Genomic DNA, 22,251 nt, shown 5'->3' with positions numbered 1-22,251 from the left:
ATGGATTTTGGAGCAGTACTGCAGACCAACCCGCCGTCGGCCCGCACGGTGCAACTCGCCAAGCTGGCCGAGGCCCACGGCTTCAGCCACGTCTGGACCTTCGACTCGCACCTGCTCTGGCAGGAACCCTATGTGATCTACAGCCGGATCCTGGCCGAGACCAGCCGCATCATCGTCGGCCCGATGGTCACCAACCCGGCCACGCGCGACTGGACGGTCACCGCGTCTACCTACGCCACCCTCAACGAGATGTATGGCAACCGCACCATCTGCGGCATCGGCCGCGGTGATTCCGCGGTGCGGGCGACCAACGGCGCCCCGACGACCCTGAAGACCCTGCGGGAATCGATTCACGTCATTCGCGAACTCGCCAACTCCCGCCCGGTCGAATACAACGGCGCGACCGTGCGGTTTCCGTGGAGCCGCGGCTCGACCCTCGACGTGTGGGTTGCCGCCTACGGCCCGCTCGCCCTGAAGCTCGCCGGCGAGGTGGGCGATGGGTTCATCCTGCAGATGGCGGACCTCGACGTGGCCGAGTGGATGATCACCACCGTTCGGGCGGCGGCCGCGAATGTGGGCCGGGATCCGGCATCCATTAAATTCTGTGTCGCCGCCCCGATGTATATCGGCAGCGACTGGGCGCACATGCGCGACCAGTGCCGCTGGTTCGGCGGCATGGTCGGCAACCACGTGGCCGATATTGTCGCCAAGTATGGCGCCGATTCCCCGGTACCGAAGGCGCTGACCGACTACATCGCCGGCCGCGCCGGCTACGACTACAACCAGCACGGCAAGGCCGGCAACGAACACGCCGCCTTCGTGCCCGACGAGATCGTCGACCGGTTCTGCCTGCTCGGAACCGCGAGCGATCACATCGAAAAGCTGCGCGCCCTGCAGGCCATCGGCGTCGACCAGTTCGCCGGGTACCTGCAGCACGACAACAAAGAGGAAACCCTGCGCGTCTACGGCGAAGCGGTGATTCCCGCCCTCGCGGAACAGATCGTCGCCACCCAGAAGCCAGCGGCATGACCGAACGAACGCTGACACCAGAAAGGCGATGGCGGATACCCCGCCTCGCCCGTCCGGCGCTGCTGGGTGTTCTCGGGCTGGTCGCCCTCGCCGTGCTGTGGGAGCTGTACAAGTTTTTCGGCCCGAACAACGGTGTCCTGATCGGCGACCTCACCGTGCTGCCCCGCACGAGCGACCTCGCCATGCCGCACCTCGCCACGATGGCCCTGCGCCTGTTCGAGCCGGTGACCGGGGCGGCGACCGCGCTGCCGCTCTGGCTGGCCGTGCTGCAGGCCTGCGCCTTCACCCTCGGCATCGCCGCCGTCGGCTGGATCGTCGGGGTCACCGTGGGCCTTGCGCTGGCGCTGCTGATGCAGCGGTTCCGGCTGGCCGAGGCGGCCATCCTGCCGTGGATCGTACTGAGCCAGACCGTGCCGCTCATCGCGATCGCCCCGCTCGTGCGCCGCTGGGGCGCACAGGTGCAGCTCGGCGAGTTCGCCTGGGAAAACTGGATGTCGGTGGCCCTGATCGCCTCCTACCTCGCCTTCTTCCCGGTGTCGATCGGGGCGCTGCGGGGGCTCGTTGCACCCGATGCGAACCACGTCGACCTGATGCACTGTTACGCGGTCGGCTGGTGGAAGACCCTCTGGCGACTGCGCCTGCCGGCGAGCGTCGGCTACCTGCTGCCCGCGCTTCGGCTCGCGGCGGTCAGCGCGGTGATCGGCAGTGTCGTCGCCGAGGTGTCGATCGGGCTGCGCGGCGGCATCGGGCGGCTGATCGTGGAGTACGCCGGAGCGGCCGGCGGCGACCCGGGCAAACCCTGGGCACCCATTTTCGGCTCCGTGCTGGTCGGCCTCGTCGCCGCCGGTTTTGTCGGCCTGATCGGCCTGTTCCTTCGTCGTTTCCGCAGGGGAGAGGTCAACGCATGAGCACACTGAGCAACTCGGCAGTGCCCGCGGTCGATGTGCCCGCCGTTGATATACGGAGTGTGGGCCGCATCTTCCCGGGGCGCAAGGGGGCATCCGTCACCGCGCTCGACAATGTCAGCCTGACCGTTGCACCGGGCGAATTCGTGTCCCTGATCGGGCCCAGCGGATGCGGCAAGAGCACCCTGCTGAGGCTGATCGCCGACCTCGACGTGCCCACGAGCGGCAACATTCGGGTGTTCGGCAAGCCGGCCCGGCAGGCCCGCATCGACCAGGACTACGGCATCGCCTTTCAGCAGGCCGGGCTGCTGCCGTGGCGCACGGTGACCGGCAATATCGAACTGCCGCTTGAGCTGCACGGCGTCGACCGGCCGGGCCGCCGCGCCCGCGCCGCCGAACTCATCGAGCTGGTCGGGCTGACCGAGTTCGCCGGGAGCTATCCCGACCAGCTCTCGGGCGGCATGCAGCAGCGGGTTGCGATCGCCCGGTCGCTCGCCGAACGGCCGAGCCTGCTGCTGATGGACGAGCCGTTCGGCGCCCTCGACGAGATGACCCGGGAGCGCATGCAGAACGAGCTCGTGCGGATCTGTGCCGAAACCGCCGCCGCCGTGGTCTTCGTCACGCACTCGATTCCCGAAGCCGTGTTCCTCTCCAACCGGGTGGTGGTGATGTCGCCGCGACCCGGGCGCATCCGCAGGGTCGTGCCGGTCGGACTCGGGGCGATGAGGGACCGCGGGGAAGACCTGCGCGAAGACGCCGGCTTCTTCCGGTCGCTCAGCACGGTGCGTGACCTGCTGCACGGCGACGACGGTCCGGCGATCGGCGCGCCGCGGGGGGTGGAAACCCGATGAGCACCGCGACCGAGCTTCGCCGGGCGCGACCGGTGCAGGCCGTGCTCGCGCCGATCGTGCTCGGCCTCCTCGTGGTGCTGGCCTGGCAGGGTGCGGTGACCGCGTTCGCCATCAAGCCCTTCATCCTGCCGGCGCCGTTCGCGATCGGGGCGGAACTCGCCGCCAACCTGCAGAGCGTTCTCGCGGGCATGACCGTCACCGGCGGCAATGCCCTCGTTGGGCTGCTGCTCGGCGCGGTGCTCGGGGTGCTGCTGGCGATCCTGTCCGCGCTCGTGCGGGTGCTCGACGGCATGGCCGCCCCGATCGTGTCGTCGATCGCGGTCGTGCCGATCGTGGCTCTCGCCCCCGTGCTCTACACGATGTTCGGCGCCGGCGCCGAGACCGCGCGGCAGCTCGTCGCCGCGCTCGCCGTGTTCGTGCCGGTCTACTTCAACACGCTGCGGGGCCTGCGGCAGGTGCGCCCGGTGCACCGCGACCTCATGCGCTCCTACGCCGCGTCGAGCTGGCAGGCGACCCGCACGGTGACCCTGCCCACGGCGTTGCCGTTCGTGTTCACCGGCCTGCGCATCGCGTCGTCGCTTGCGGTGATCAGCGCCCTGATCGCCGAGTACTTCGGCGGCCCGGTCGGCGGCCTCGGCAAGTCGATCACGTCGGCCGCCGCGAGCAGCAACTATGGCCTCGCCTGGGCCTATGTTCTGGGCTCCATCATTCTCGGCCTCGTCTTCTACGGCGGCGCCCTCGGCATCGAAAAGCTTGCCACCCGACGCACCTAGTCTCGCTCCCTGCATCGCATTCATCCGCACAGCTACTGGAGGATTCACATGACACACCAGACCCGACGCATCCGTTCGATCGCCGGCGTGGCCGCGTTCGCGCTCGGCGCCCTCGCCCTGACCAGCTGCAGCAGCGGCGGCACCCCCGATGATTCGGCGGATGCCGGCGACCTCACCCCCGTCACCCTGCAACTGCAGTGGGTCGCCCAGGCCCAGTTCGCCGGCTACTACGCCGCGGTCGACCAGGGCTACTACGAAGACGAGGGCCTCGACGTGACCATCGCCGAGGGTGGCGGCGATATCGTGCCGCAGGACGTGCTCGCGGCCGGCGACGCCGACTACGCCATCTCCTGGGTGCCCAAGGTGCTCGGCTCGATCGAACAGGGCGCCAACATCACCGACGTCGCCCAGATCTTCGAGCGCAGCGCCACCACCCAGATCTCCTTCGCGGACAAGAACATCGAGACCCCCGCCGACCTCGCCGGCAAGAACGTGGGCAGCTGGGGCTTCGGCAACGAGTGGGAACTCTTCGCCGGCATGCAGCAAAACGACGTCACCCTCGACGACATCACGCTCATCCAGCAGGCCTTCGACATGAGCGGGTTTCTCTCCGGCGATATCGACGCGGCGCAGGCGATGACCTACAACGAGTACGCGCAGGTGCTCGAAACGATCAACCCCGACACCGGTGAGCTGTACCAGCCCGACGACCTCAACGTGATCGACTGGAACGACGAGGGCACCGCGATGCTGCAGGACGCCATCTGGGCGGATGCCGACCGGCTCGCCGATGACGCGGATTACGCCGACACCACGGTCAAGTTCATCAAGGCATCGATCAAGGGCTGGATCTATGCCGCGCAGAACCCCGAAGAGGCCGCCGGCATCGTCACGGCCGCCGGTTCGACGCTCGGCCAGAGCCACCAGCTGTGGATGACCAACGAGGTCAGCAAGCTCATCTTCCCCTCCGAGAATGGGGTCGGCCTGATCGACCAAGACGCGTGGGACACCACGGTCGAGATCGCCCAGGACACGACGAACGAGACCGGCGCGACCATCATCACCGACGACCCGCCGGCCACCGCGTACTCCAACGAGTACGTGCAGCAGGCCCTCGACGAGCTCGAAGCCGAAGGCGTCGACGTCAACGGCGCCGACTGGGAGCCCATCGAGGTCACCCTGGAGGAGGGCGGTAACTGATGACGAGCACCACGACAACCGGCACCGGTCTCAACGCCCGCACCACCCAGCTCGACCGGGCGCACGTGTTCCACTCCTGGTCGGCGCAGGCCGCCCTGAAACCGCTCGTCATCGCCGGGGGGCTCGGCTGCCGGGTCTGGGACCACGACGGCCGCACCTACCTGGACTTTTCGAGTCAGCTGGTGAACGTGAATATCGGCCACCAGCATCCGTCGGTGGTGAAAGCGATCACCGATCAGGCCGCGCTGCTCACCACCATCTCGCCGGCGACCGCGAATCTCGCCCGCGGCGAGGCGGCCCGCCGCATCGTGGCCCGCGCTCCCGAAGGCTTCAACCGGGTCTTCTTCACCAACGGCGGGGCGGATGCGAATGAGAACGCCATCCGCCTGGCCCGCCTGCACACGGGGCGCGACAAGATCCTGTCGACCTACCGCTCCTATCACGGTAATACCGGCGCGGCGATCGTGGCGACCGGCGACTGGCGCCGGGTGCCCAATGAGTACGCCCGCGGGCACGTGCACTTCTTCGGGCCCTACCTGTATCGCACCGAGTTCTGGGCGACCACAGAAGAGCAGGAGTGCGAGCGTGCCCTCCAGCACCTCGAACACGTGATCGTGGGGGAGGGCAGCACGTCAATCGCGGCGGTGCTGCTCGAGACGATCCCCGGCACCGCCGGCGTGATGCTGCCGCCGCCGGGGTACCTGCCGGGGGTGCGGGCGCTCTGCGACAAGTACGGCATCGTGCTGATTCTCGACGAGGTCATGTGCGGATTCGGCCGCACCGGCCGCTGGTTCGCGTTCGAGGGCTACGGGGTGGTGCCCGACCTGATCACCTTCGCGAAGGGCGTGAACTCGGGGTACGTGCCCACCGGCGGGGTGCTGATCTCCGACCCGATTGCGGCCGACTTCGACGAGACCGTGTTTCCCGGCGGGCTGACGTACAGCGGGCATCCGCTCGCCATGGCGTCGATCGTGGGCGCGCTCGACGCGATGAGCGCGGAGGGAATCGTGCAGAACGCGGCCCGCATCGGCCGGGACGTGCTCGCCCCGGCGCTCGCCGCGCTGCAGGCGAAGCACCCGATCATCGGCGCGGTGCGCGGGGAGGGCGTCTTCTGGGCGCTCGACCTCGTCACCGAGCCGGTCACCCGGCAACCCGTCGGTCCGGAGGTGATGGCCCGCATCAAGGCCGAATTGCTCGGGCGCGGACTGCTGCCGTTTGTGATCGACAACCGCATCCACGTCGTGCCGCCGTGCGTCGTGACCGACGCCGAGATCGCCGAGGGCATCGCGATCATCGACGAGGTGCTCGCCCTCGACCTGCTCGCCCCCTGACCGCTCGCGCCCTGTACCATTCGACGGAGTTTCGCCCCGAGAACATGCTTTTCGGCCGAAAATAGCCCGTTGTGAGGCCGAACTCCGTCGAATGGTACGGCGCCAGACTCACTGAAGGATCCCTGCCATGACCGTCACCACTCCCGCCACCCCGATCACCGCCACCCCGACCATCCCGCACTGGCGCGGCAATACGCCGTTCGCGGGTACCTCGACCCGCACCGCCCCCGTCTACAACCCCGCAACCGGCGCCGTGGCCAAGCTGGTCACTCTGGCCAGCGCAGCGGATGTCGACACCGTCGTCGCCGCGGCGCTCGCCGCGTTCCCGGGCTGGCGCGACAGCAGTCAGGCCAAGCGCCAGGCCGTGATGTTCGCGTTTCGGGAGCTGCTCAACGCCCGCAAGGGCGAGCTCGCCGACATCCTGACCGCCGAACACGGCAAGGTGACCGCTGACGCCCTCGGCGAGATCGCCCGCGGCCTCGAAGTCGTCGAGTTCGCGCTCGGCATGCCACACCTGACCAAGGGGGATTACTCCGAGAACGTGTCGACCGGCGTCGACGTGTACACGCTGCGGCAGCCGCTCGGCGTGGTCGGCATCATCAGCCCGTTCAATTTTCCCGCGATGGTGCCGCTCTGGTTCTTCCCGGTCGCCATCGCCGCCGGCAACACCGTCGTGCTGAAGCCGAGCGAGAAGGACCCCTCGGCCGCGAACTGGATGGCCGCCCTCTTCGCCGAGGCCGGCCTTCCCGACGGGGTCTTCAACGTCGTGCACGGCGACAAGGAGGCCGTCGACGCGCTGCTCGTGCACCCCGACGTGCAGTCGATCAGCTTCGTCGGCTCCACCCCGATCGCGAAGTACATCTACGAGACCGCCGCCGGGCACGGCAAACGCGTGCAGGCCCTCGGCGGGGCCAAGAACCACATGCTCGTGCTGCCCGACGCCGACCTCGACCTCGCCGCCGACGCGGCCGTGAACGCCGGCTTCGGATCGGCCGGCGAACGCTGCATGGCGATCAGCGTGATCGTCGCCGTGGAGCCGGTCACCGACGACCTGATCACCAAGATCACCGAGCGCATGAGCGGACTGCGGGTCGGCGACGGGCTGCGCGGCTGCGACATGGGGCCGCTGATCACCGAGGCGCACCGCGACAAGGTTGCCGGCTATATCGATGTCGCGGCAGCGGATGGGGCCGAGGTCGTCGTCGACGGACGCGGCGTTGAGGTCGACGGGGAGGCATCCGGTTTCTGGCTGGGACCGACCCTGTTCGACAAGGTCACCGTGGATTCGGCCGTCTACATCGACGAGATCTTCGGCCCGGTTCTGTCGATCGTGCGCGTCGACAGCTACGCCGAGGGCCTCGCGCTCATCAACCGCAGCCGCTACGGCAACGGTACGGCCATCTTCACCAACGATGGCGGGGCCGCGCGCCGGTTTCAGAACGAGGTGCAGGTGGGCATGGTCGGCATCAACGTGCCGATCCCGGTGCCGGTCGCGTACCACTCGTTCGGCGGCTGGAAGGATTCGCTGTTCGGGGCGTCCAAGGCCTACGGCCCGGCCGGGGTCGACTTCTTCACCCGCGAGAAGGCCGTGACGAGTCGCTGGCTCGACCCGAGCCACGGCGGCATCAACCTCGGGTTCCCCCAGCACGACTGACGGAAATCCCGCCGGTTAAGTGGGGCGCGCGCTTTCTGCGCCCGTGTCGAAACCTCGCGAGCCGACTTCACACCCCGCCGCGCGGGTCCGAGGGTCGGCCCGCCAGGTTTCGATACGCGGGCGGTGGAGCGTGCCCGCTACTCAACCAGCGAATGGTCAATCCGCGGGCAGAGCAGCGGGGTGGTTACTCGGCGGGCAGCGGATGCGTGTGCTCGGCCTGCACGCGCGCCGCGCGCACGCGCAGCAGATCGACGACGGTGCGCACGGCGAGGCGTTCGGCCCGGTCGGGGCGCATCAGCGCCACGATCTGCCGCTCCGCTTCGACGCCGCGCAGCGGGATCAGCACGAGCCGGCCGGGCCGGCCGCCGCCCGAGGTGTACCGCGGCACGAGCGCGATGCCGAGTCCGGCAGTGACAAATGACTCGATGAGTGAGAGGTCGGCGAAGCGCTGCGCCATCGAGAGTCGGGTGCCGGCCTCCTGCTCGATCGCCTGCAGCACCCGTTCAAACGGATACCCGTCGGTCACTCCGATCCAGGTCTCACCGTCGAGGTCGCGCGGCGACACCCAGGTGCGGCCGGCGAGGCGGTGCCCGACCGGCACACCCACGTCGAGCGGCTCGGTCATGAGCGGAGCCACCGTGAGCCCGCGCCCCGCCCACGAGAGGGCGCCGCGCATGGAATGGGCGAGCACGATGTCGAAGTCGGCGGTGAGGGCGGGAAAGTCGCTGAGTTCGGGGTCGTCGTCGGCGCAGTTGAGCACGAGGCCGGTGACCGCGGCCAGGTCCCGGATCACACCGGGCAGCAGCATCTGGCCGGCAGTCGGAAAGGTCACGAGGCTCACCTCGCCGGTGGCGTGGTTGCGGAATTCATCCCAGAGCGCGGTCGCCTTCGCGAGGGACACCGCGACATCCGCTGCGCTGCGGGCGAGGGCCCGACCGGCGTCGGTGAGCACGAGGCCCCGGCCGCGGCGTTCGGTCAGGGGCAGGCCTGCCTCCCGTTCGAGCACCTTGAGCTGCTGGGACACGGCAGATGGCGTGCGGTGGGTGGCCGCGGCGACCGCGGTCACACTGCCGCGGTCGGCGAGTTCGCGCAGGAGTTCGAGTCGCTGCACGTCCATCTCAGTTCAGCTCCATTCCCTCACTCTAACGTTTAAGACAAGCTACATCTAGAGTGCAGAACAATGCGATTGTGGTGAATGGTCTGGCGTGGTCAACTGAAGGGTCAACACGAGCAATGGCGCCTCCGTGCACGGCCACTCCACCCCCCTTCGAAAGGCATTTTCTCGTGTTCGTCCTCATCGCAGTCATCGTCATCGTCGCCCTCACCTCCCTCACCGCCCTCGTCGGCGAGGTGTCCCGCGACGGCTACCGTCAGCTCCCCGAGCGCAACCTCGTTCGCGCCTTCTAGCCGCGCGTTTTTAGCTGAAGCACGCTGCTGCCGCCGACCGGTACAGTATTTACTGTGACGGATACACGGCAGCAGCTCATCGACTACATCGCGGCCGAGGCCGTGTTCCATGGGGACTTCACCCTCACGAGCGGCAAGAAGGCAACGTATTACGTTGACCTGCGCCGCGTGAGCCTCGACCACCGCGTCGCGCCCCTGATCGGGCAGGTCATGCTCGACCTGATCCAGGACATCCCCGATGTCGCGGCCGTCGGCGGCCTCACCATGGGCGCCGACCCCATCGCATCCGCGGTGCTGCACCAGGGTGTCGCCCGCGGCGCGAAATATGACGCCTTCGTCGTGCGCAAGGAACCCAAGGACCACGGCCGCGGCCGCCAGGTCGAGGGCCCCGACCTCGACGGCAAGCGCGTCATCGTGCTCGAAGACACCTCGACGACCGGCGGATCGCCGCTGGCCGCCATCGAAGCCCTGCTCAAGGTCGGCGCCATCATCGCCGGCGTCGCCGTGGTCGTCGACCGCGCCACCGGCGCCCGCGAAATCATCGAAGCCGCCGGCTACCCCTACTTCGCCGCCATCTCCCTTGAGGACCTGGGACTGAGCTAGTGCCCCGCGACGACGATCGCGACGGCGATCTGGACTGGCTGAGCGCGCAACTCAGCGACGATCCGGTCGAGCCGACTGCGGCACCCGAGCCGACAGAACCGGCGACGGATGCTCCGGCGCCAGCCCCGCAGAACGACGCACCGATCGCGGCCGCTCCGCCAGAGGCGGCCCCCGCTCCCGGGCCGAACGCTGAGCCTGAGCCTGAGCCTGAGCCTGAGCCTGAGCCTGAGCCTGAGCCTGAGCCTGAGTCTGAGTCTGAGTCTGAGTCTGAGTCTGAGTCTGAGTCTGAGTCTGAGTCTGAGCCGCTCGCGCCGACGCCGGCCGTGCATGCTCCTGCGGTTGCGCCCATCGTTCCGCAGGGCGAGGACGCGCCGGTCGTGCCTCCCGCACCATGGTGGACGACCCCGATGGTGTCGGCGTGGGCCCCGTCCACAGACGCTGGTGATCCGGCTGCACCCGTCGTTGAAGCCGCATCCGTCATCGCCCCCGAGCCCGCCGTTGAACCCGAACCCGAACCCGAATCGCGACCGGAAACGTTGTCCGAGCCGGCCGAAGGTGATGCGCCGACCGAAGTCATCACGCCCCCCGCCGTCGATGCGCCGACCGCCGTCATGCCGAAGCCGCTTGAGCCCCCGGTCACGCGTGCCCGCGCGGTGGACGCGTCGGAGGCAGCACCCGTCGCGGCCCTGCGGCACTCGTCCGGCCGTCGGGTCGGCATCGAGAGCAAACGTCCCCACACCCTGGTGTGGGTGCTGGCTGGAATCGTCGTGGTCATCGTTCTGGTCGGCCTGTTCTTCGTGGGGCAGCGACTCGGCGGCGGGGCGCCGGTCGCGGTCGCGACGCCCATGAGCACGCCGTCGGCGACGCCCACCCCGACTCCGACGCCCACCGCGGCGGCCGAGGTCACGGCCATGCAGTCGGCCGGCGTGCACCCGTGGAACACGCTCTTCGGCGGCGAATGCCTCGAACCCTACGACTCGCCCTGGGCCGAAGAGTTCACCGTGGTGGACTGCGCCGCCGCCCACACCGCACAGCTCGTCTTTCGCGGAACCTTCGATGGCGACGCGGCGACGCCCTTCCCCGGTGAGGCCGAACTCGCCGCGCAGATCAACGTGCTCTGCAGCGCGGTCGGCCTCATCGACCTCACCGCCGCGGCGACCCTCGCCGACGTGCAGGTGCAGGGCAGCTACCCGGTCACCGACGAGCAGTGGACCGCCGGCGAACGCCACTACTACTGCTTCGTGAGCCGCTCGAGCGGCGGGCCCCTCACCGCAACCCTCGCGGGCCCCGGCCCGACCGCCTGAGGCCATCTCGGGCGCTGAGGTGCGGACTTCGTGCCTTCCTGGGCGCGAGGAGGGCACGTTCTCCGCACCTCACCCCTGACGGCCGGGCGGCAGCATCCGCGCGCGGCTGCCGCTGCGCTGAGGTGCGGACTTCGTGCTCTCCTGGGCGCGAGGAAGGCACGTTCTCCGCACCTCACCCTCGCGAAGCCCGACCAGAGGCTAGATCTCGTCGCTCTCGATGAGCTCGCTCGAGACCAGTTCGTGCACGCCGGCGAGCATCTCGTCGGGACGGAACGGGTAGCGGCTGATCTCCGCGGCGTCGCTGATGCCGGTCATCACCAGGATGGTGTGCAGCCCGGCCTCGATGCCCGCGACGATGTCGGTGTCCATGCGGTCGCCGATCATGGCCGTGTTCTCCGAGTGCGCACCGATCTTGTTCATCGCCGAGCGGAACATCATCGGGTTGGGCTTGCCGACCACATACGGGTCCATGCCCGTCGCCTTGGTGATCAGGGCCGAGATCGCGCCGGTGGCGGGCATCGGGCCGTCCGCGCTCGGCCCGGTCGCATCCGGGTTCGTCGCGATGAAGCGGGCGCCGCCGAGAATCAGGCGGATCGCCTTGGTGATCGCCTCGAACGAGTAGTTGCGGGTCTCGCCGACCACGACGTAGTCGGGGTTCGTCTCGGTCATCACAAAACCGGCCTCGTGCAGCGCGGTCGTGATGCCGACCTCGCCGATCACGAACGCAGAACCGCCGGGCATCTGCTGCTTTAAGAAGTCGGCGGTGGCGAGGGCGCTCGTCCAGATGCGATCCTCGGGAACATTGAGCCCGGATGCCTTCAGCCGCGCGCTCAGGTCCCGCGGCGTGAAAATGGAGTTGTTCGTCAACACCAAAAACGGCGTGCCGGTGTCGGTCCACTGCTGCAGTAGCTCGGCAGCACCGGGAAGCGGCGCGTTTTCGTGCACGAGCACACCGTCCATGTCGGTGAGCCAGCATTCGATTTCGTCTCGGCGGGCCATGGTGGCGTTCCTCTCGTCGGGGTTTCAGCCTAACCGGGGGAGGTTTCCCCGAGGTTAATCTCGCCGCGCCACGTCACGGATGCCGTCCGCTGAATCATGTGGACGCTTGTTAGGCGGACACCCAGATGAGCTCGGCGGCGGCCGGTGACAGCTGGCGAATCTGGCCGTCGGGCAGCCGCACGGTCAGCGGCTCGACGACCGTCAGGGCTTCGACGACGGTCAACGCCGACCCCGGCCCGATCGAATCGGTGGCGAGGTCGCGCAGGATCGCCGAGTCCTTGTCGCTGATGCGCAGCACCCGTCCGCTGTGCCCGGCGGTGGCCTGGGCGAGCAGAATCGCCGGTTCCCGGGCGACCGCGCCGTTGGCATCGGGAATCGGGTCGCCGTGCGGGTCGTGCGCGGGGTGCCCGAGGCGGGCATCCATCGCGTCGAGCAGCCGGTCGGAGATGGAGTGCTCGAGAACCTCCGCCTCCTCGTGGACTTCGTCCCAGTGGAAGCCCATGTCGCGCACCAGCCAGGTCTCGATCAGCCGGTGCCGGCGCACGACGGCCGTGGCGGCGCGCAGTCCGGCGGGGGTGAGCATCAGCGGGCCGTATGGCACGTGGTGCAGTAGCCCCGCGGCCGCGAGCTTCTTCACCATCTCCGTCACCGATGACGGCGCAATGCCGAGGCGCGCGGCCAGCACAGAGGGGGTGATGAGGTTGGGCTGCCACTCGGTGTGGCCGTAGATGGTCTTGAGGTAGTCCTCAGCCGCGGGCGTGGACTGCTTCATTCCGGTCTCTTTCATCTGTGTCTATAACGGTAGTGGTCTGAACGGCCAGGCGGTCGCGGGTGGCTCGCCGGCGGCGGGCGATGCGGGGGAGCATGCCGCCGCGCGGGCCGAACAGGTAGGCCGCGAGGAACAAGACGGCCTGGGCGAGCACGACCGCGCCGCCGGTGGACACGTCGGCGTAGTAGCTGACGTAGACACCGGCGAGTGCGGCGACGGATGTTGCCCCCACCGCGAGCACGAGCATCCGCCCCATGCTTGCCGTCATCAAATAAGCCGTCGCGCCCGGAATGATCAGCATCGCGACGACGAGGATGATGCCGACGGCCTGCAGCGTGATGACGACCGTCAGGGCGAGGAGCCCGAGCAGCAGGGCGCGCAGCACGCGCACGTTGATGCCGATCGCGTGCGCGTGGGTCGGGTCGAAGGCCAGCAGGGTGAAGTCGCGGCGCTTGACGACGAGGATCACGCAGGTCAGCAGGCCGATGATGAACACCTGCCAGAGGTCGCCGACGCTCACGCCGAGCACGTTGCCGAACAGGATGTGGGAGAGATCGGTCTGGCTCGGGGTGACACTGATGAGAACGACACCGAGCGCGAACAGGGACGTGAAGACCACGCCGATCGCGGCATCCGATTTGATCTTCGTCGTGGATTGGATGCCGCCGATCAGCGCGACCGCGCCGATGCCGAAGATGAAAGCGCCGACCGCGAAGGGCCAGCCGAGAATGTAGGCGAGCACCACGCCGGGCAGCACGGAGTGGCTGACCGCGTCGCCCATCAGTGACCAGCCGATCTGCACGAGCCAGCAGCTCAGCAGCGCGCAGGTGACCGACGCGATCAGCGTCGTGAGCAGGGCACGGGTCATGAAGCCGTACTGCAGGGGTTCCATCAGCCAGTCGATCATGCTGCGCTCCCCACGTCCGACGGGACCTCCGCTGATTCGAACGCTCGGGCGAGCAGCGCCGGGGTCAGCGCCTGGTCTGGTGGGCCCTGAAAGAGGATGCGCCGCTGCAGCAGCACCACATCGTCGCAGAGTGCGGGCACCCCCGCCAGGTCATGCGTGGAGATGAGAATGGTGCGGCCCTCGTCGCGCAGCTCGTGCAGCAACCGACTGATGGTCGCCTGGCTCGTGGTGTCCACGCCGGCGAACGGTTCGTCGAGCAGAAGCAGCCGCGCGTTCTGGGCGATGCCGCGGGCCACGAAGGCCCGTTTGCGCTGCCCGCCCGACAGCGCGCCGATCTGCCGGTGAGCGAGGCTGGTCAGGCCGACCCGTTCGATCGCCTCGGCGACCGCCTGGCGGTCGGCGGCTTTGGCCCGCCGCGTGAAACCGAGGGTGCCGTAGCGGCCCATCATCACGACCTCCCGCACCGAGATGGGAAAGTCCCAATCGACCGATTCGGACTGCGGCACGTAGGCGACCTGGTTGGCCAGCCGGGCGCGCTTCGCATTGCCGTCGAACAGGCGGATGCTGCCCGCGTCCGGCTTCGCGAGCCCCATCAGCGCGTTGAAGAGGGTTGACTTGCCTGACCCGTTCATGCCGAGCAGGCCCACGATCTGGCCGCTGGCCACGGTGAGGGTGATGCGGTCGAGGGCCGTCACGTCGCCGTAGCGCACGGTCACGTCGCGCACCTCGATGGCGGGGCCGGTGGTACCGGGTCGCGGGCCGGTGTCGGTTTCGGTTTCGGTAGCGGGGGTCACGGCAGTGCTCATTCGGTCAGCCCTTCCACGATGGTGCGGATGTCGTAGCGCAACAGCTCGAGGTAGGTCGGAACCGGGTCGCCATCGCTCAGGGAGTCGACGTAGAGCGTGCCGCCGAGGCGCGCGCCGGACTCTTCGGCCACATTCTGCTGCGAGGCGTCGCTGACGGTCGACTCGCAGAACACGGCCGGCACGTTGCGCTCCTTGACGGTCTCGATCAGCGCGACGACCTGCTGCGGCGTGCCCTGGCTCTCCTGGTTCACGGCCCACAGGTAGCCCTCGTCGAGTCCCACGTCGCGGGCGAGGTAGCTGAAGGCGCCCTCGCAGGACACGAGCATGCGCTCGGCCTCGGGGATCTCGGCGACCGCGGATGCCAGCTCCGCAGACAGGGCCGTCAGCTCGCCCGTGTAGGCGGACGCGTTCGCCGCGATGTCGGCCGCGGCATCCGGTGCCAGCTCGGTCAGGGCAGCCGCGATGTTGGCGACGTAGATCTCGCCGGCGGTGGGGGACATCCAGGCGTGCGGGTTCGGGGTGCCTTCGTACTCGCCGACGCTGATGTTGATCGGGGTGATGCCGTCGCTCAACGTCACGGTCGGCGCGTCGAGGCCCTCGGTGAACTGCTCGAACCACTTTTCGAGGCCGAGGCCGTTGTCGAGAATGAGGTCGGCGTCCTGCGCGCGGGTCAGGTCAGACGGCGTGGGCTCGTAACCGTGGATTTCGGCGCCGACCTTGGTGATCGACTCGACCCGCACCGCGTCGCCGCCCACCTCGCGGGCCATGTCCGCGAGCACCGTGAAGGTGGTCAGCACGAGGGGCCGGTCGTCGTCACCCGCCCCGGACCCGGCCGGGTCGCCGGCATCGACCGCCGCGCCGCATCCGCTCAGGGCAACGGATGCCCCGAGCAGAACGGAAACGAGGGCGGTGCGGCGTGCGAATTTAGGCATACCGAAACCCTAGCCAAGATTTAGGCGTGCCGAAAGCCCTTACCCTTGGGAGGTGACTGATGCGCTGAACCCGACCGAGCCGAACCCCACGCCCGAACTGACGACCTACGGCGTGGGACCCTGGACCGGAGAACTGCCGACCGAGAGCTACTACGACCCCGAGCTGCTCGAGCGCGGCGACACCCGCAACGTGATCGACCGGTATCGGTACTGGAACATGGCCGCGATCGTGGCTGACCTCGACGAGCACCGGCATCCGTTCCATGTGGCCATCGAGAACTGGCAGCACGACATGAATATCGGCTCAATCGTGCGCAGCGCCAACGCGTTCGCCGCCGATACCGTGCACATCATCGGCCGCAAACGCTGGAACAAGCGCGGCGCCATGGTCACCGACCGGTACCAGCACGTGCTGCACCACCCCGACGTGGCCGCCTTCGTGGCCTGGGCCGAGTCCGAAAGCCTGCCGATCATCGCGATCGACAACGTGCCCGGTTCGGTCATCATCGAAACCTTCACCTTTCCGGAGCGCTGCGTGCTGCTGTTCGGCCAGGAAGGCCCCGGGCTGAGCGAGGCGGCCATCGAGTCGGCGGACGCCGTGGTCGAGATCAGCCAGTTCGGCTCCACCCGGTCGATCAACGCCTCCGCTGCCGCCGCCGTCACGATGCACTCCTGGGTGATGCAGCACCACTTCTAGGGTGGCTTTTTACCTCAACTTTCTCCCCACGGCGCAGGCGCAGGAGATACCGTGAGGTCATGACTGCGATCACTGACGATCTGCCCGCCCGACTGCTGCACGAAGAAAACGCCGCCTGGCAGGCGGTGGTGGCCGGCCGTGGCGGTGAATACTTCCAGCGCGAAATGACCGACGACGCCCTGATGATCCTGCCGGGCGCGATCGTGACCCGCGACAAGGTCGCCGCACACTTCGACGACACCGCCTCCTGGGAGAACTACGGCATCCGCGACCCCGCCATCATCCGCCTGGGCGATCACGCCGGGGTCGTCGTCTACCGCGCCGTCACCAAGCGCGGAGCCGAGGTGATCGAGGTCAACGTCTCGACCACCTACGTCTTCGTCAACGGCGGATGGCGCGTCGCGGCCCGCCAGCAGACCCCCGCCTAGCGAGCAACTCCTGCCAGCGACCGGCTCAGGGCCGCGTCGGCGTCCTTGAGCACCGCGGCGGCGATCTCGAGGCCCTCGATGCGGCCCAGCTGTACGTCTTCGTGCTCGATGTTGACGGCCATGTCCGGGTCGACCTCGTGCAGGGCCCGCAGGAACTCGGTCCAGTAGGCCGTGTCGTGGCCCTTACCGAGGGCCACGAAGTCCCAGCTCGAGTTGGTCGGCCATTCGTTCACCCACTCGTCTCCGCCGAGGCTCGTGCGATCTTCGTCGTCGCGCAGCCGGCGAAACCGATTGTCGAGCACGCCGTACACGGCGGCGGCCGGGTTCACCCGGATGTCTTTCGCCGCCGCGTGGAAGATCAGCGGGCCGAGGTCGCGAATGACGGCGACCGGGTCCATCTGCTGCCAGAACAGGTGGCTGGCATCGAGCTCGACCCCGATGTTGGTGGCGCCGGTGCGCTCGACGAGTTCGCGGATCCCGGCCGGGTTGAAGACCAGGTTCTGCGGATGCAGTTCGAGGGCCACCTTGACACCGTGGTCGCGGGCGAGCTGGTCGATCTCCGACCAGAGTGTGGCCGCGACGTCCATCTGGTAGTCGAGCTGGTCGAGCGAGCCGGAGTTCCAGGCGTTCACGATCCAGTTCGGTCGGGTCGCGCCCGGTTCGCCGCCGGGCAGGCCTGACATGGTCACCACGCGGGTCTGGCCGAGCGCGGCCGCGGCCCGAATCGAGCGACGGATGTCCTCGGCGTGCTTGTGCCCGATGGCCGGGTTCGGGTGCAGCGGGTTTCCGTTGCAGTTGAGACCGGCGATCTCGACATCGGTGCCGGCGAACTGGGCGAGGTAGGCATCCGCTGCCCGCGGGCTGGCGATGATCTCGTCGAGGTTGGGGATGTGCACCGGGGGCAGAAAACCGCCGGAGTTGATCTCGATGCCGGTCAGGCCCAGGGAGGCGACGACCTCGAGGGCCTCCGGCAGAGAGCGATCGTGCAGGATTGCGTTGTAGATACCGAGTCTCATCGGGCCATCTCCTTCTGGTCGACGGTGACCGTGTGTCCGTTCCGGGTGGCCGATTCGGTGGCCGCACTGAGGATCTCCATGTTGTGGACGCCGTCGTCGAAGGAGGCGTTGCGGGGCAGTGACGACGCCGGGTCGAGGCCGGCCACCTCGTCGAGAAAGGCGCGGGCCTGGTAGGCGAAGGCGTCGTTCTGGCCGAAGCCCACGCTCGGGGCATCCATGGCCAGGCCACCGGCCAGATAAGGATGACCCGGGCCCAGGATCACCTGCCGATAGCCGTTGTGCGTGGCCTGTCCCTTATTCAGGAACAGGCCGATTTCGGCCGGTCGGCGCTGGTCGAAGGTGGCCGAGCCGTTCTCACAGAACACCTCGAAGGTGAGGGTGTTGGCGTGGCCGGCGGCGACGCGGCTCACCTCGAGGCTGCCGACGCCGTGTTCGAATTCGGCCGAGAACGCGGCGTAGTCGTCGTTATCCACGGTCTCGAATACGTCGCTGACTTCGGCGTGGTCGTGCCCGACGACCGGCCCGATCGGCACCGGGCGTCGGGTGATCTCGGTGGCGAGCCGACCACCGCTGACCGAGCGCACGTCGCCGCAGAGAAATTCGGCGACGTAGGCCAGGTGGCTGCCCACGTCGGCGAGGGCGCCGGAGCCGGCGCCGCCTGTGAAGCGCCAGCTCATGGGGCCCATCGGGTCGGCGGCGTAGTCGGTCCAGTAGCGGCCGCTGAAGTGCAGCACCCGGCCGAGGGTGCCGTCCTGGATCAGCTGACGGATGGCGGCGATACCCGGCGTGCGGCGAAAGGTGAAGCCCACCCGGGCGACCGAGGAGGCCCGCGCCGCGGCCGCGGCCATCGCCCGGGCATCCGCCAGCCCATCGCTCAAGGGCTTTTCACACAGCACGTGCTTGCCGGCGGCGAGCAGGCCCTCCACCACCTCGAGGTGCAGGCGATTGGCGATGACGACACTCACCACGTCGATGTCGTCGGCTGCCGCGATGGCCTGCCAGGTGGCATCCGTGCGCTCGTAGCCAAAGCGCGCCGCGGTGGCCGCGCCGAGCTGCTCGTTCACATCGCCGATCGAAACCAGGCGCACCCGCGGAAGGACGGGACTGAACAGGGTGGGTGCGGTGCGATAGGCGGCCGCATGGGCCTTGCCCGCCATGCCTGCCCCGATGACTGCAACGCCGATGCTGTCGGACACTCGTGTCTCCTTTGACCTGGGTGCCGCGCACGGCACCGAGAATACTGAATTGGAGCGCTCCAATTGCAGCGCTCCATATAAGATAAGGACCACCACGCTCCCGTGTCAAGACTCAATCTGAATGGATGCCCCGTGTCCGACGACAAGCGGTCCGACGACAATCGACCGACCATCTACGACGTTGCCCGTCAGGCCGGGGTGTCGAAATCGCTCGTGTCGCTCGTGCTGCGCGACTCACCCGGAGTGAGCGAGAAACGCCGCACCGCCGTACTGCAGGCGATAACCGAGCTGGGCTACCAGCCCAGCCGTGCCGCCGCGACGCTGGCGGGCCACCACTCCCGCAGCATCGGCGTCATCATCGACGACTATCGCAACATGTGGTTCGTGGAGCTTCTCGAGGGAATCCGACACGTGATGGACGCCCACGGTTACCACGTCACGGTGAGCGACCAGCATTCCACCGGCGTGCTGCGCCAGAGCGCCCTGGACGGGTTCCTGTCGATGAACGTCGACGGAATCGTGTTCGCCGCAGAACCGGGAACCGAGGGCATCCGGCCCGTCGGGGTGCCCGTGGTTATCGCCGGAGCCCGTGACACCACGATGGTCGGCGCCGATATCGTGCGAAACGACGATGCCCTCGGTGCCCGGCTCGCCGTGGACTACCTGGTCGGGCTCGGGCATCGCCACATTGGGCACCTCACGGCCGCGGGCGGTTCGGCGGCGCGGCGCCGCGAGGGCTACCAGGAGGCCGTGCAGGCGGCGGGGTTGACCCCGCACCTGGCCGGACTGGGCGGGCCGGCCACCGAGGAAGGTGGCTACCAGGCCTGTCTCGCCCTGCTGCGGGCGGCTCCCGAGCTCACGGCGATCCTGGCCGCCAACGACACCATGGCCTTCGGCGCCCTCGCCGCCCTGAGCGAGCAGGGGCGGGCGGTACCGACGGATGTCTCCCTCATGGGCTACGACAATTCCCCCCTGGCCGCGTCCCGCTATCTTGACCTCACCACCGTCGACAACCGCAACTTCGACGTGGGAGTGCAGGCCGCCGAGACTCTTTTGGCCCGTATTACGCAGAACGACCCCGCCATACCGCCGATATCGATCCCTCCGGCGCTCGTCACTCGGTCCTCAACCGCGCCGCGATAAGATCTACTGTGACCGGCGATAATTTGCTCAATAGGCCCGAGACCCTCCTCCCCGCAGAAGTGGAGGTACTCGAGGCGCTGAGCCGAACCGGCAGGCCCGATCTCGCACGTGTTGCGGCGGCGCATCCGACCTCCTCCCTCGCCTGGGCGCTGTTGGCCGACAAGGCCTACGCCGAGGGCGGCATCCTCGAGTCCTACGCCTTTGCGCGCGTGGGCTACCACCGCGGACTCGACGCCCTGCGCAAGTCCGGCTGGAAGGGTGCCGGCCCCGTGCCGTGGCGCCACGAACCCAACCGTGGGGTGCTGCGCGCCCTGTTCGCGCTGCGCCGTGCCGCCGCCGAGATCGGTGAAACCGACGAGGTTGAACGCCTGGGCGCGTTCCTCGCCGACGCCGATCCGACCGCCGTGGCACAGATTATTGCGGCCGCCGTGTCGCCGGGCTCTGACCCGGCACCGCCGACCGAAGCTTTTGTTATTCGAGGAGAAGACTAAATATGACCGCGATCGTTTTGATCGGAGCGCAGTGGGGCGACGAGGGTAAGGGCAAGGCAACCGACCTGCTCGGCAGCCGCGTCGACTATGTCGTCAAGTTCAACGGCGGCAACAACGCCGGCCACACCGTCGTCGTCGGCGACGAGAAGTACGCGCTGCACCTGCTGCCGTCGGGCATCCTGAGCCCCGGCGTCACGCCGATCATCGCCAACGGTGTCGTCATCGACATCGAGGTGCTGTTCGAAGAGCTGGATGCCCTGAGCTCGCGCGGGGTGGACGTCTCCCGGCTGCGGGTCAGCGCGAACGCCCACCTCATCACCCAGTACCACCGAACCCTCGACAAGGTGACCGAGCGATTCCTCGGCAAGCGCCAGATCGGCACCACAGGCCGCGGCATCGGCCCGGCCTACGCCGACAAGATCAACCGCGTCGGCATTCGGGTACAGGACCTCTTCGACGAGAACATCCTGCGCCAGAAGGTGGAGGGCGCCCTGGGCCAGAAGAACCACCTGCTGGTGAAGGTGTACAACCGCCGCGCGATCGAGGTCGACGAGATCGTCACCGAACTGCTGACGTACGCCGAACGCCTGCGCCCCATGGTCACCGACACCGCCCTGCTGCTGCACGAGGCGCTGAACGACGGCAAGACCGTGCTCTTCGAGGGCGGCCAGGCGACCATGCTCGATGTCGACCACGGAACGTATCCGTTCGTGACGTCGTCGAACGCCACCTCCGGCGGCGCGGTCACCGGCTCGGGAGTGGCCCCGAACCGCATCGACCGCATCATCGCCGTGGTCAAGGCGTACACGACCCGCGTCGGCGCGGGCCCGTTCCCGACCGAACTGTTCGATGACTCCGGCGAGTTCCTGCGCGCCAAGGGCTTCGAGTTCGGCACGACGACCGGCAGGCCTCGCCGCACCGGTTGGTACGACGCCCCCGTCGCGCGCTACACGGCCCGCATCAACGGTGTCACCGACTTCGTGCTGACCAAACTCGACGTACTCACGGGTCTGGACAAGATCCCGGTCTGTGTCGCGTATGACGTCGATGGTGTGCGCGTAGAAGAAGTTCCGGTCTCCCAGTCGGACTTTCACCATGCCACCCCGATCTACGAAGAGTTCCCCGGCTGGACCGAAGACATCACCGGAGTGCGCGAGTTCTCCGACCTGCCCAAGAACGCCCAGGACTACGTGCTGGCGCTCGAGGCAATCAGCGGATCGCGCATGTCGGTCATCGGCGTCGGCCCCGACCGCGAGGCCGTCGTAGTCCGCCACGACCTGATCGACTAATTCCCTCAGCACCCACCGCGGGTCGATCGGCTTCGGCCGGTCGGCCCGTTCCTGTTCCTCGCGCTCGTCAGCCACCCGCCCCGAAGCGCTGGTCCCAATCTCGCTAGTTGAGATTTCGACAGGCTCAATCCGGCGGATTTCGACAGGCTCAATCCGGCGGATTTCGACAGGCTCAATCCGGGGGCCTGCGCGCGGAGCGCGCTGGTCCATCTCGCTGGTTGAGCCTGCGCGCGGAGCGCGCTGGTCGAAACCTCGTGGGCCGATCCACGGACCGGGGTGCGCGTTCGTTTAGGCCGCGCGGGGGCGTGGCGCCCGCTCCGCCGTCGCGGCTCAACCAGCGGGAGGGTAAACATTTCGCTGGTTGAGCCTGCGCGCGGAGCGCGCTGGTCGAAACCTCGTGGGCCGACCCTCGGACTGTGGGTGGGCGACACGCCCGGGGTGCGGCTTGTAATTGACCGTTGGTCGGGGGGTGCGTAATGTAATCACACGTACCCCACAGGTTCGGAAAGCTGTTCAGCTGC

Annotated in this window: 23 protein-coding genes; 15 read left to right on the top strand and 8 right to left on the bottom strand. The window is 68.2% G+C overall.

Features of this window, described 5'->3' with window-relative positions; translation table 11 throughout:
• The 7 genes from D6T64_RS16170 (at position 1) to D6T64_RS16140 (ending at position 7,743) form a co-directional block, all read left to right on the top strand.
• Positions 1-1,029, top strand: a complete 1,029-nt coding sequence (locus D6T64_RS16170) for a TIGR03842 family LLM class F420-dependent oxidoreductase (protein ID WP_119975722.1) — start codon at positions 1-3, stop codon at positions 1,027-1,029.
• On the top strand, positions 1,026-1,937 hold the full coding sequence (locus D6T64_RS16165; RefSeq protein ID WP_119975721.1) for an ABC transporter permease: 912 nt from the start codon (positions 1,026-1,028) through the stop codon (positions 1,935-1,937). The genes D6T64_RS16170 and D6T64_RS16165 overlap by 4 nt, the downstream gene beginning before the upstream one ends.
• A complete protein-coding gene (locus tag D6T64_RS16160; protein WP_119975720.1) occupies positions 1,934-2,785 on the top strand; it encodes an ABC transporter ATP-binding protein in 852 nt (283 codons plus the stop codon). The genes D6T64_RS16165 and D6T64_RS16160 overlap by 4 nt, the downstream gene beginning before the upstream one ends.
• Positions 2,782-3,558, top strand: coding sequence for an ABC transporter permease (locus tag D6T64_RS16155; RefSeq protein WP_119975719.1), 777 nt, complete (start codon positions 2,782-2,784; stop codon positions 3,556-3,558). The genes D6T64_RS16160 and D6T64_RS16155 overlap by 4 nt, the downstream gene beginning before the upstream one ends.
• Positions 3,559-3,606: 48 nt before the next feature.
• A complete protein-coding gene (locus D6T64_RS16150) occupies positions 3,607-4,758 on the top strand; it encodes an ABC transporter substrate-binding protein (RefSeq protein ID WP_119975718.1) in 1,152 nt (383 codons plus the stop codon).
• Positions 4,758-6,089 (top strand): aspartate aminotransferase family protein, encoded by a 1,332-nt coding sequence (locus tag D6T64_RS16145; protein ID WP_119975717.1) that lies wholly within the window; start codon positions 4,758-4,760, stop codon positions 6,087-6,089. Before D6T64_RS16150 ends, D6T64_RS16145 begins: the two co-directional genes overlap by 1 nt.
• 127 nt (positions 6,090-6,216) lie before the next feature.
• Positions 6,217-7,743, top strand: coding sequence for a CoA-acylating methylmalonate-semialdehyde dehydrogenase (locus D6T64_RS16140; RefSeq protein WP_119975716.1), 1,527 nt, complete (start codon positions 6,217-6,219; stop codon positions 7,741-7,743).
• Positions 7,744-7,927: 184 nt separating this feature from the next.
• Here D6T64_RS16140 and D6T64_RS16135 read toward each other — a convergent pair whose 3' ends face one another.
• Complete coding sequence (locus tag D6T64_RS16135; protein WP_119975715.1) at positions 7,928-8,860, bottom strand: LysR family transcriptional regulator; 933 nt, start codon at positions 8,858-8,860, stop codon at positions 7,928-7,930.
• A 167-nt stretch (positions 8,861-9,027) separates the two neighbouring features.
• Here D6T64_RS16135 and D6T64_RS23460 point away from each other — a divergent pair, with 167 nt between their 5' ends.
• The 3 genes from D6T64_RS23460 (at position 9,028) to D6T64_RS16120 (ending at position 11,057) form a co-directional block, all read left to right on the top strand.
• A complete protein-coding gene (locus D6T64_RS23460; protein ID WP_267900492.1) occupies positions 9,028-9,150 on the top strand; it encodes a hypothetical protein in 123 nt (40 codons plus the stop codon).
• Positions 9,151-9,204: 54 nt separating this feature from the next.
• Entirely contained in the window at positions 9,205-9,753 is a 549-nt protein-coding gene (gene pyrE, locus D6T64_RS16130; RefSeq protein WP_119975714.1) for an orotate phosphoribosyltransferase, read from the top strand.
• Between the two features lie 377 nt (positions 9,754-10,130).
• Positions 10,131-11,057, top strand: coding sequence for a hypothetical protein (locus D6T64_RS16120; RefSeq protein WP_147364596.1), 927 nt, complete (start codon positions 10,131-10,133; stop codon positions 11,055-11,057).
• 198 nt (positions 11,058-11,255) lie between these two features.
• Here D6T64_RS16120 and D6T64_RS16115 read toward each other — a convergent pair whose 3' ends face one another.
• The 5 genes from D6T64_RS16115 to D6T64_RS16095 form a co-directional block, all read right to left on the bottom strand.
• The gene (locus D6T64_RS16115; protein ID WP_119975711.1) at positions 11,256-12,056 is read right to left on the bottom strand and encodes an HAD-IIA family hydrolase; all 801 of its coding nucleotides are present in this window, start codon (positions 12,054-12,056) and stop codon (positions 11,256-11,258) included.
• 109 nt (positions 12,057-12,165) lie between these two features.
• Positions 12,166-12,828 (bottom strand): metal-dependent transcriptional regulator, encoded by a 663-nt coding sequence (locus D6T64_RS16110; protein ID WP_119975710.1) that lies wholly within the window; start codon positions 12,826-12,828, stop codon positions 12,166-12,168.
• The gene (locus tag D6T64_RS16105) at positions 12,803-13,732 is read right to left on the bottom strand and encodes a metal ABC transporter permease (RefSeq protein ID WP_199719195.1); all 930 of its coding nucleotides are present in this window, start codon (positions 13,730-13,732) and stop codon (positions 12,803-12,805) included. The genes D6T64_RS16110 and D6T64_RS16105 overlap by 26 nt, the downstream gene beginning before the upstream one ends.
• Positions 13,729-14,538, bottom strand: a complete 810-nt coding sequence (locus D6T64_RS16100) for a metal ABC transporter ATP-binding protein (RefSeq protein WP_119975709.1) — start codon at positions 14,536-14,538, stop codon at positions 13,729-13,731. The genes D6T64_RS16105 and D6T64_RS16100 overlap by 4 nt, the downstream gene beginning before the upstream one ends.
• Positions 14,535-15,470 (bottom strand): metal ABC transporter substrate-binding protein, encoded by a 936-nt coding sequence (locus D6T64_RS16095; RefSeq protein ID WP_119975708.1) that lies wholly within the window; start codon positions 15,468-15,470, stop codon positions 14,535-14,537. The genes D6T64_RS16100 and D6T64_RS16095 overlap by 4 nt, the downstream gene beginning before the upstream one ends.
• A 52-nt stretch (positions 15,471-15,522) precedes the next feature.
• Here D6T64_RS16095 and D6T64_RS16090 point away from each other — a divergent pair, with 52 nt between their 5' ends.
• A complete protein-coding gene (locus D6T64_RS16090; protein ID WP_377011863.1) occupies positions 15,523-16,167 on the top strand; it encodes a TrmH family RNA methyltransferase in 645 nt (214 codons plus the stop codon).
• Positions 16,168-16,226: 59 nt separating this feature from the next.
• A complete protein-coding gene (locus D6T64_RS16085) occupies positions 16,227-16,595 on the top strand; it encodes a DUF4440 domain-containing protein (RefSeq protein ID WP_119975707.1) in 369 nt (122 codons plus the stop codon).
• Here D6T64_RS16085 and D6T64_RS16080 read toward each other — a convergent pair.
• Together D6T64_RS16080 and D6T64_RS16075 are read right to left on the bottom strand one after the other, a co-directional pair.
• Complete coding sequence (locus D6T64_RS16080) at positions 16,592-17,611, bottom strand: sugar phosphate isomerase/epimerase family protein (RefSeq protein WP_119975706.1); 1,020 nt, start codon at positions 17,609-17,611, stop codon at positions 16,592-16,594. The two genes, D6T64_RS16085 and D6T64_RS16080, sit on opposite strands and share 4 nt — an antisense overlap.
• Positions 17,608-18,807: a Gfo/Idh/MocA family protein gene (locus tag D6T64_RS16075; protein ID WP_119975705.1), complete on the bottom strand. Its 1,200-nt coding sequence runs from the start codon at positions 18,805-18,807 to the stop codon at positions 17,608-17,610. The genes D6T64_RS16080 and D6T64_RS16075 overlap by 4 nt, the downstream gene beginning before the upstream one ends.
• Positions 18,808-18,939: 132 nt before the next feature.
• Between D6T64_RS16075 and D6T64_RS16070 the strand changes: the two genes are divergently transcribed.
• From D6T64_RS16070 to D6T64_RS16060, 3 genes are read left to right on the top strand one after another with little or no spacing between them, the layout of a single operon-like run.
• Complete coding sequence (locus D6T64_RS16070) at positions 18,940-19,950, top strand: LacI family DNA-binding transcriptional regulator (protein ID WP_119975704.1); 1,011 nt, start codon at positions 18,940-18,942, stop codon at positions 19,948-19,950.
• Positions 19,951-19,958: 8 nt separating this feature from the next.
• Positions 19,959-20,441 carry a DUF3151 domain-containing protein gene (locus tag D6T64_RS16065; protein ID WP_119975703.1) on the top strand — a complete coding sequence of 161 codons (483 nt, stop codon included), beginning with the start codon at positions 19,959-19,961 and terminating at the stop codon, positions 20,439-20,441.
• A 2-nt stretch (positions 20,442-20,443) separates the two neighbouring features.
• Positions 20,444-21,730 carry an adenylosuccinate synthase gene (locus D6T64_RS16060; protein ID WP_119975702.1) on the top strand — a complete coding sequence of 429 codons (1,287 nt, stop codon included), beginning with the start codon at positions 20,444-20,446 and terminating at the stop codon, positions 21,728-21,730.
• Positions 21,731-22,251 lie beyond the last annotated feature (521 nt).

The organism is Cryobacterium melibiosiphilum (assembly GCF_003602235.1).
GTDB classification, from domain to species: Bacteria; Actinomycetota; Actinomycetes; order Actinomycetales; family Microbacteriaceae; genus Cryobacterium; species Cryobacterium melibiosiphilum.
Note: the sequence above shows the minus strand (reverse complement) of the source record. Positions and strands in the feature narration are given on the sequence as shown.

Bases quoted from the DNA above. Each gene is read 5' to 3' on its own strand.
- D6T64_RS16160 (WP_119975720.1), top strand. From the start codon at position 1,934: ATGAGCACACTGAGCAACTCGGCAGTGCCCGCGGTCGATGTGCCCGCC.
- D6T64_RS16085 (WP_119975707.1), top strand. From the start codon at position 16,227: ATGACTGCGATCACTGACGATCTGCCCGCCCGACTGCTGCACGAAGAA.
- D6T64_RS16100 (WP_119975709.1), bottom strand. From the start codon at position 14,538: ATGAGCACTGCCGTGACCCCCGCTACCGAAACCGAAACCGACACCGGC.
- D6T64_RS16095 (WP_119975708.1), bottom strand. From the start codon at position 15,470: ATGCCTAAATTCGCACGCCGCACCGCCCTCGTTTCCGTTCTGCTCGGG.
- D6T64_RS16115 (WP_119975711.1), bottom strand. From the start codon at position 12,056: ATGGCCCGCCGAGACGAAATCGAATGCTGGCTCACCGACATGGACGGT.
- D6T64_RS16140 (WP_119975716.1), top strand. From the start codon at position 6,217: ATGACCGTCACCACTCCCGCCACCCCGATCACCGCCACCCCGACCATC.
- D6T64_RS16165 (WP_119975721.1), top strand. From the start codon at position 1,026: ATGACCGAACGAACGCTGACACCAGAAAGGCGATGGCGGATACCCCGC.
- D6T64_RS16110 (WP_119975710.1), bottom strand. From the start codon at position 12,828: ATGAAGCAGTCCACGCCCGCGGCTGAGGACTACCTCAAGACCATCTAC.
- D6T64_RS16145 (WP_119975717.1), top strand. From the start codon at position 4,758: ATGACGAGCACCACGACAACCGGCACCGGTCTCAACGCCCGCACCACC.
- D6T64_RS16155 (WP_119975719.1), top strand. From the start codon at position 2,782: ATGAGCACCGCGACCGAGCTTCGCCGGGCGCGACCGGTGCAGGCCGTG.
- D6T64_RS16135 (WP_119975715.1), bottom strand. From the start codon at position 8,860: ATGGACGTGCAGCGACTCGAACTCCTGCGCGAACTCGCCGACCGCGGC.
- D6T64_RS16150 (WP_119975718.1), top strand. From the start codon at position 3,607: ATGACACACCAGACCCGACGCATCCGTTCGATCGCCGGCGTGGCCGCG.
- D6T64_RS16080 (WP_119975706.1), bottom strand. From the start codon at position 17,611: ATGAGACTCGGTATCTACAACGCAATCCTGCACGATCGCTCTCTGCCG.
- D6T64_RS16170 (WP_119975722.1), top strand. From the start codon at position 1: ATGGATTTTGGAGCAGTACTGCAGACCAACCCGCCGTCGGCCCGCACG.
- D6T64_RS16060 (WP_119975702.1), top strand. From the start codon at position 20,444: ATGACCGCGATCGTTTTGATCGGAGCGCAGTGGGGCGACGAGGGTAAG.
- D6T64_RS16105 (WP_199719195.1), bottom strand. From the start codon at position 13,732: ATGATCGACTGGCTGATGGAACCCCTGCAGTACGGCTTCATGACCCGT.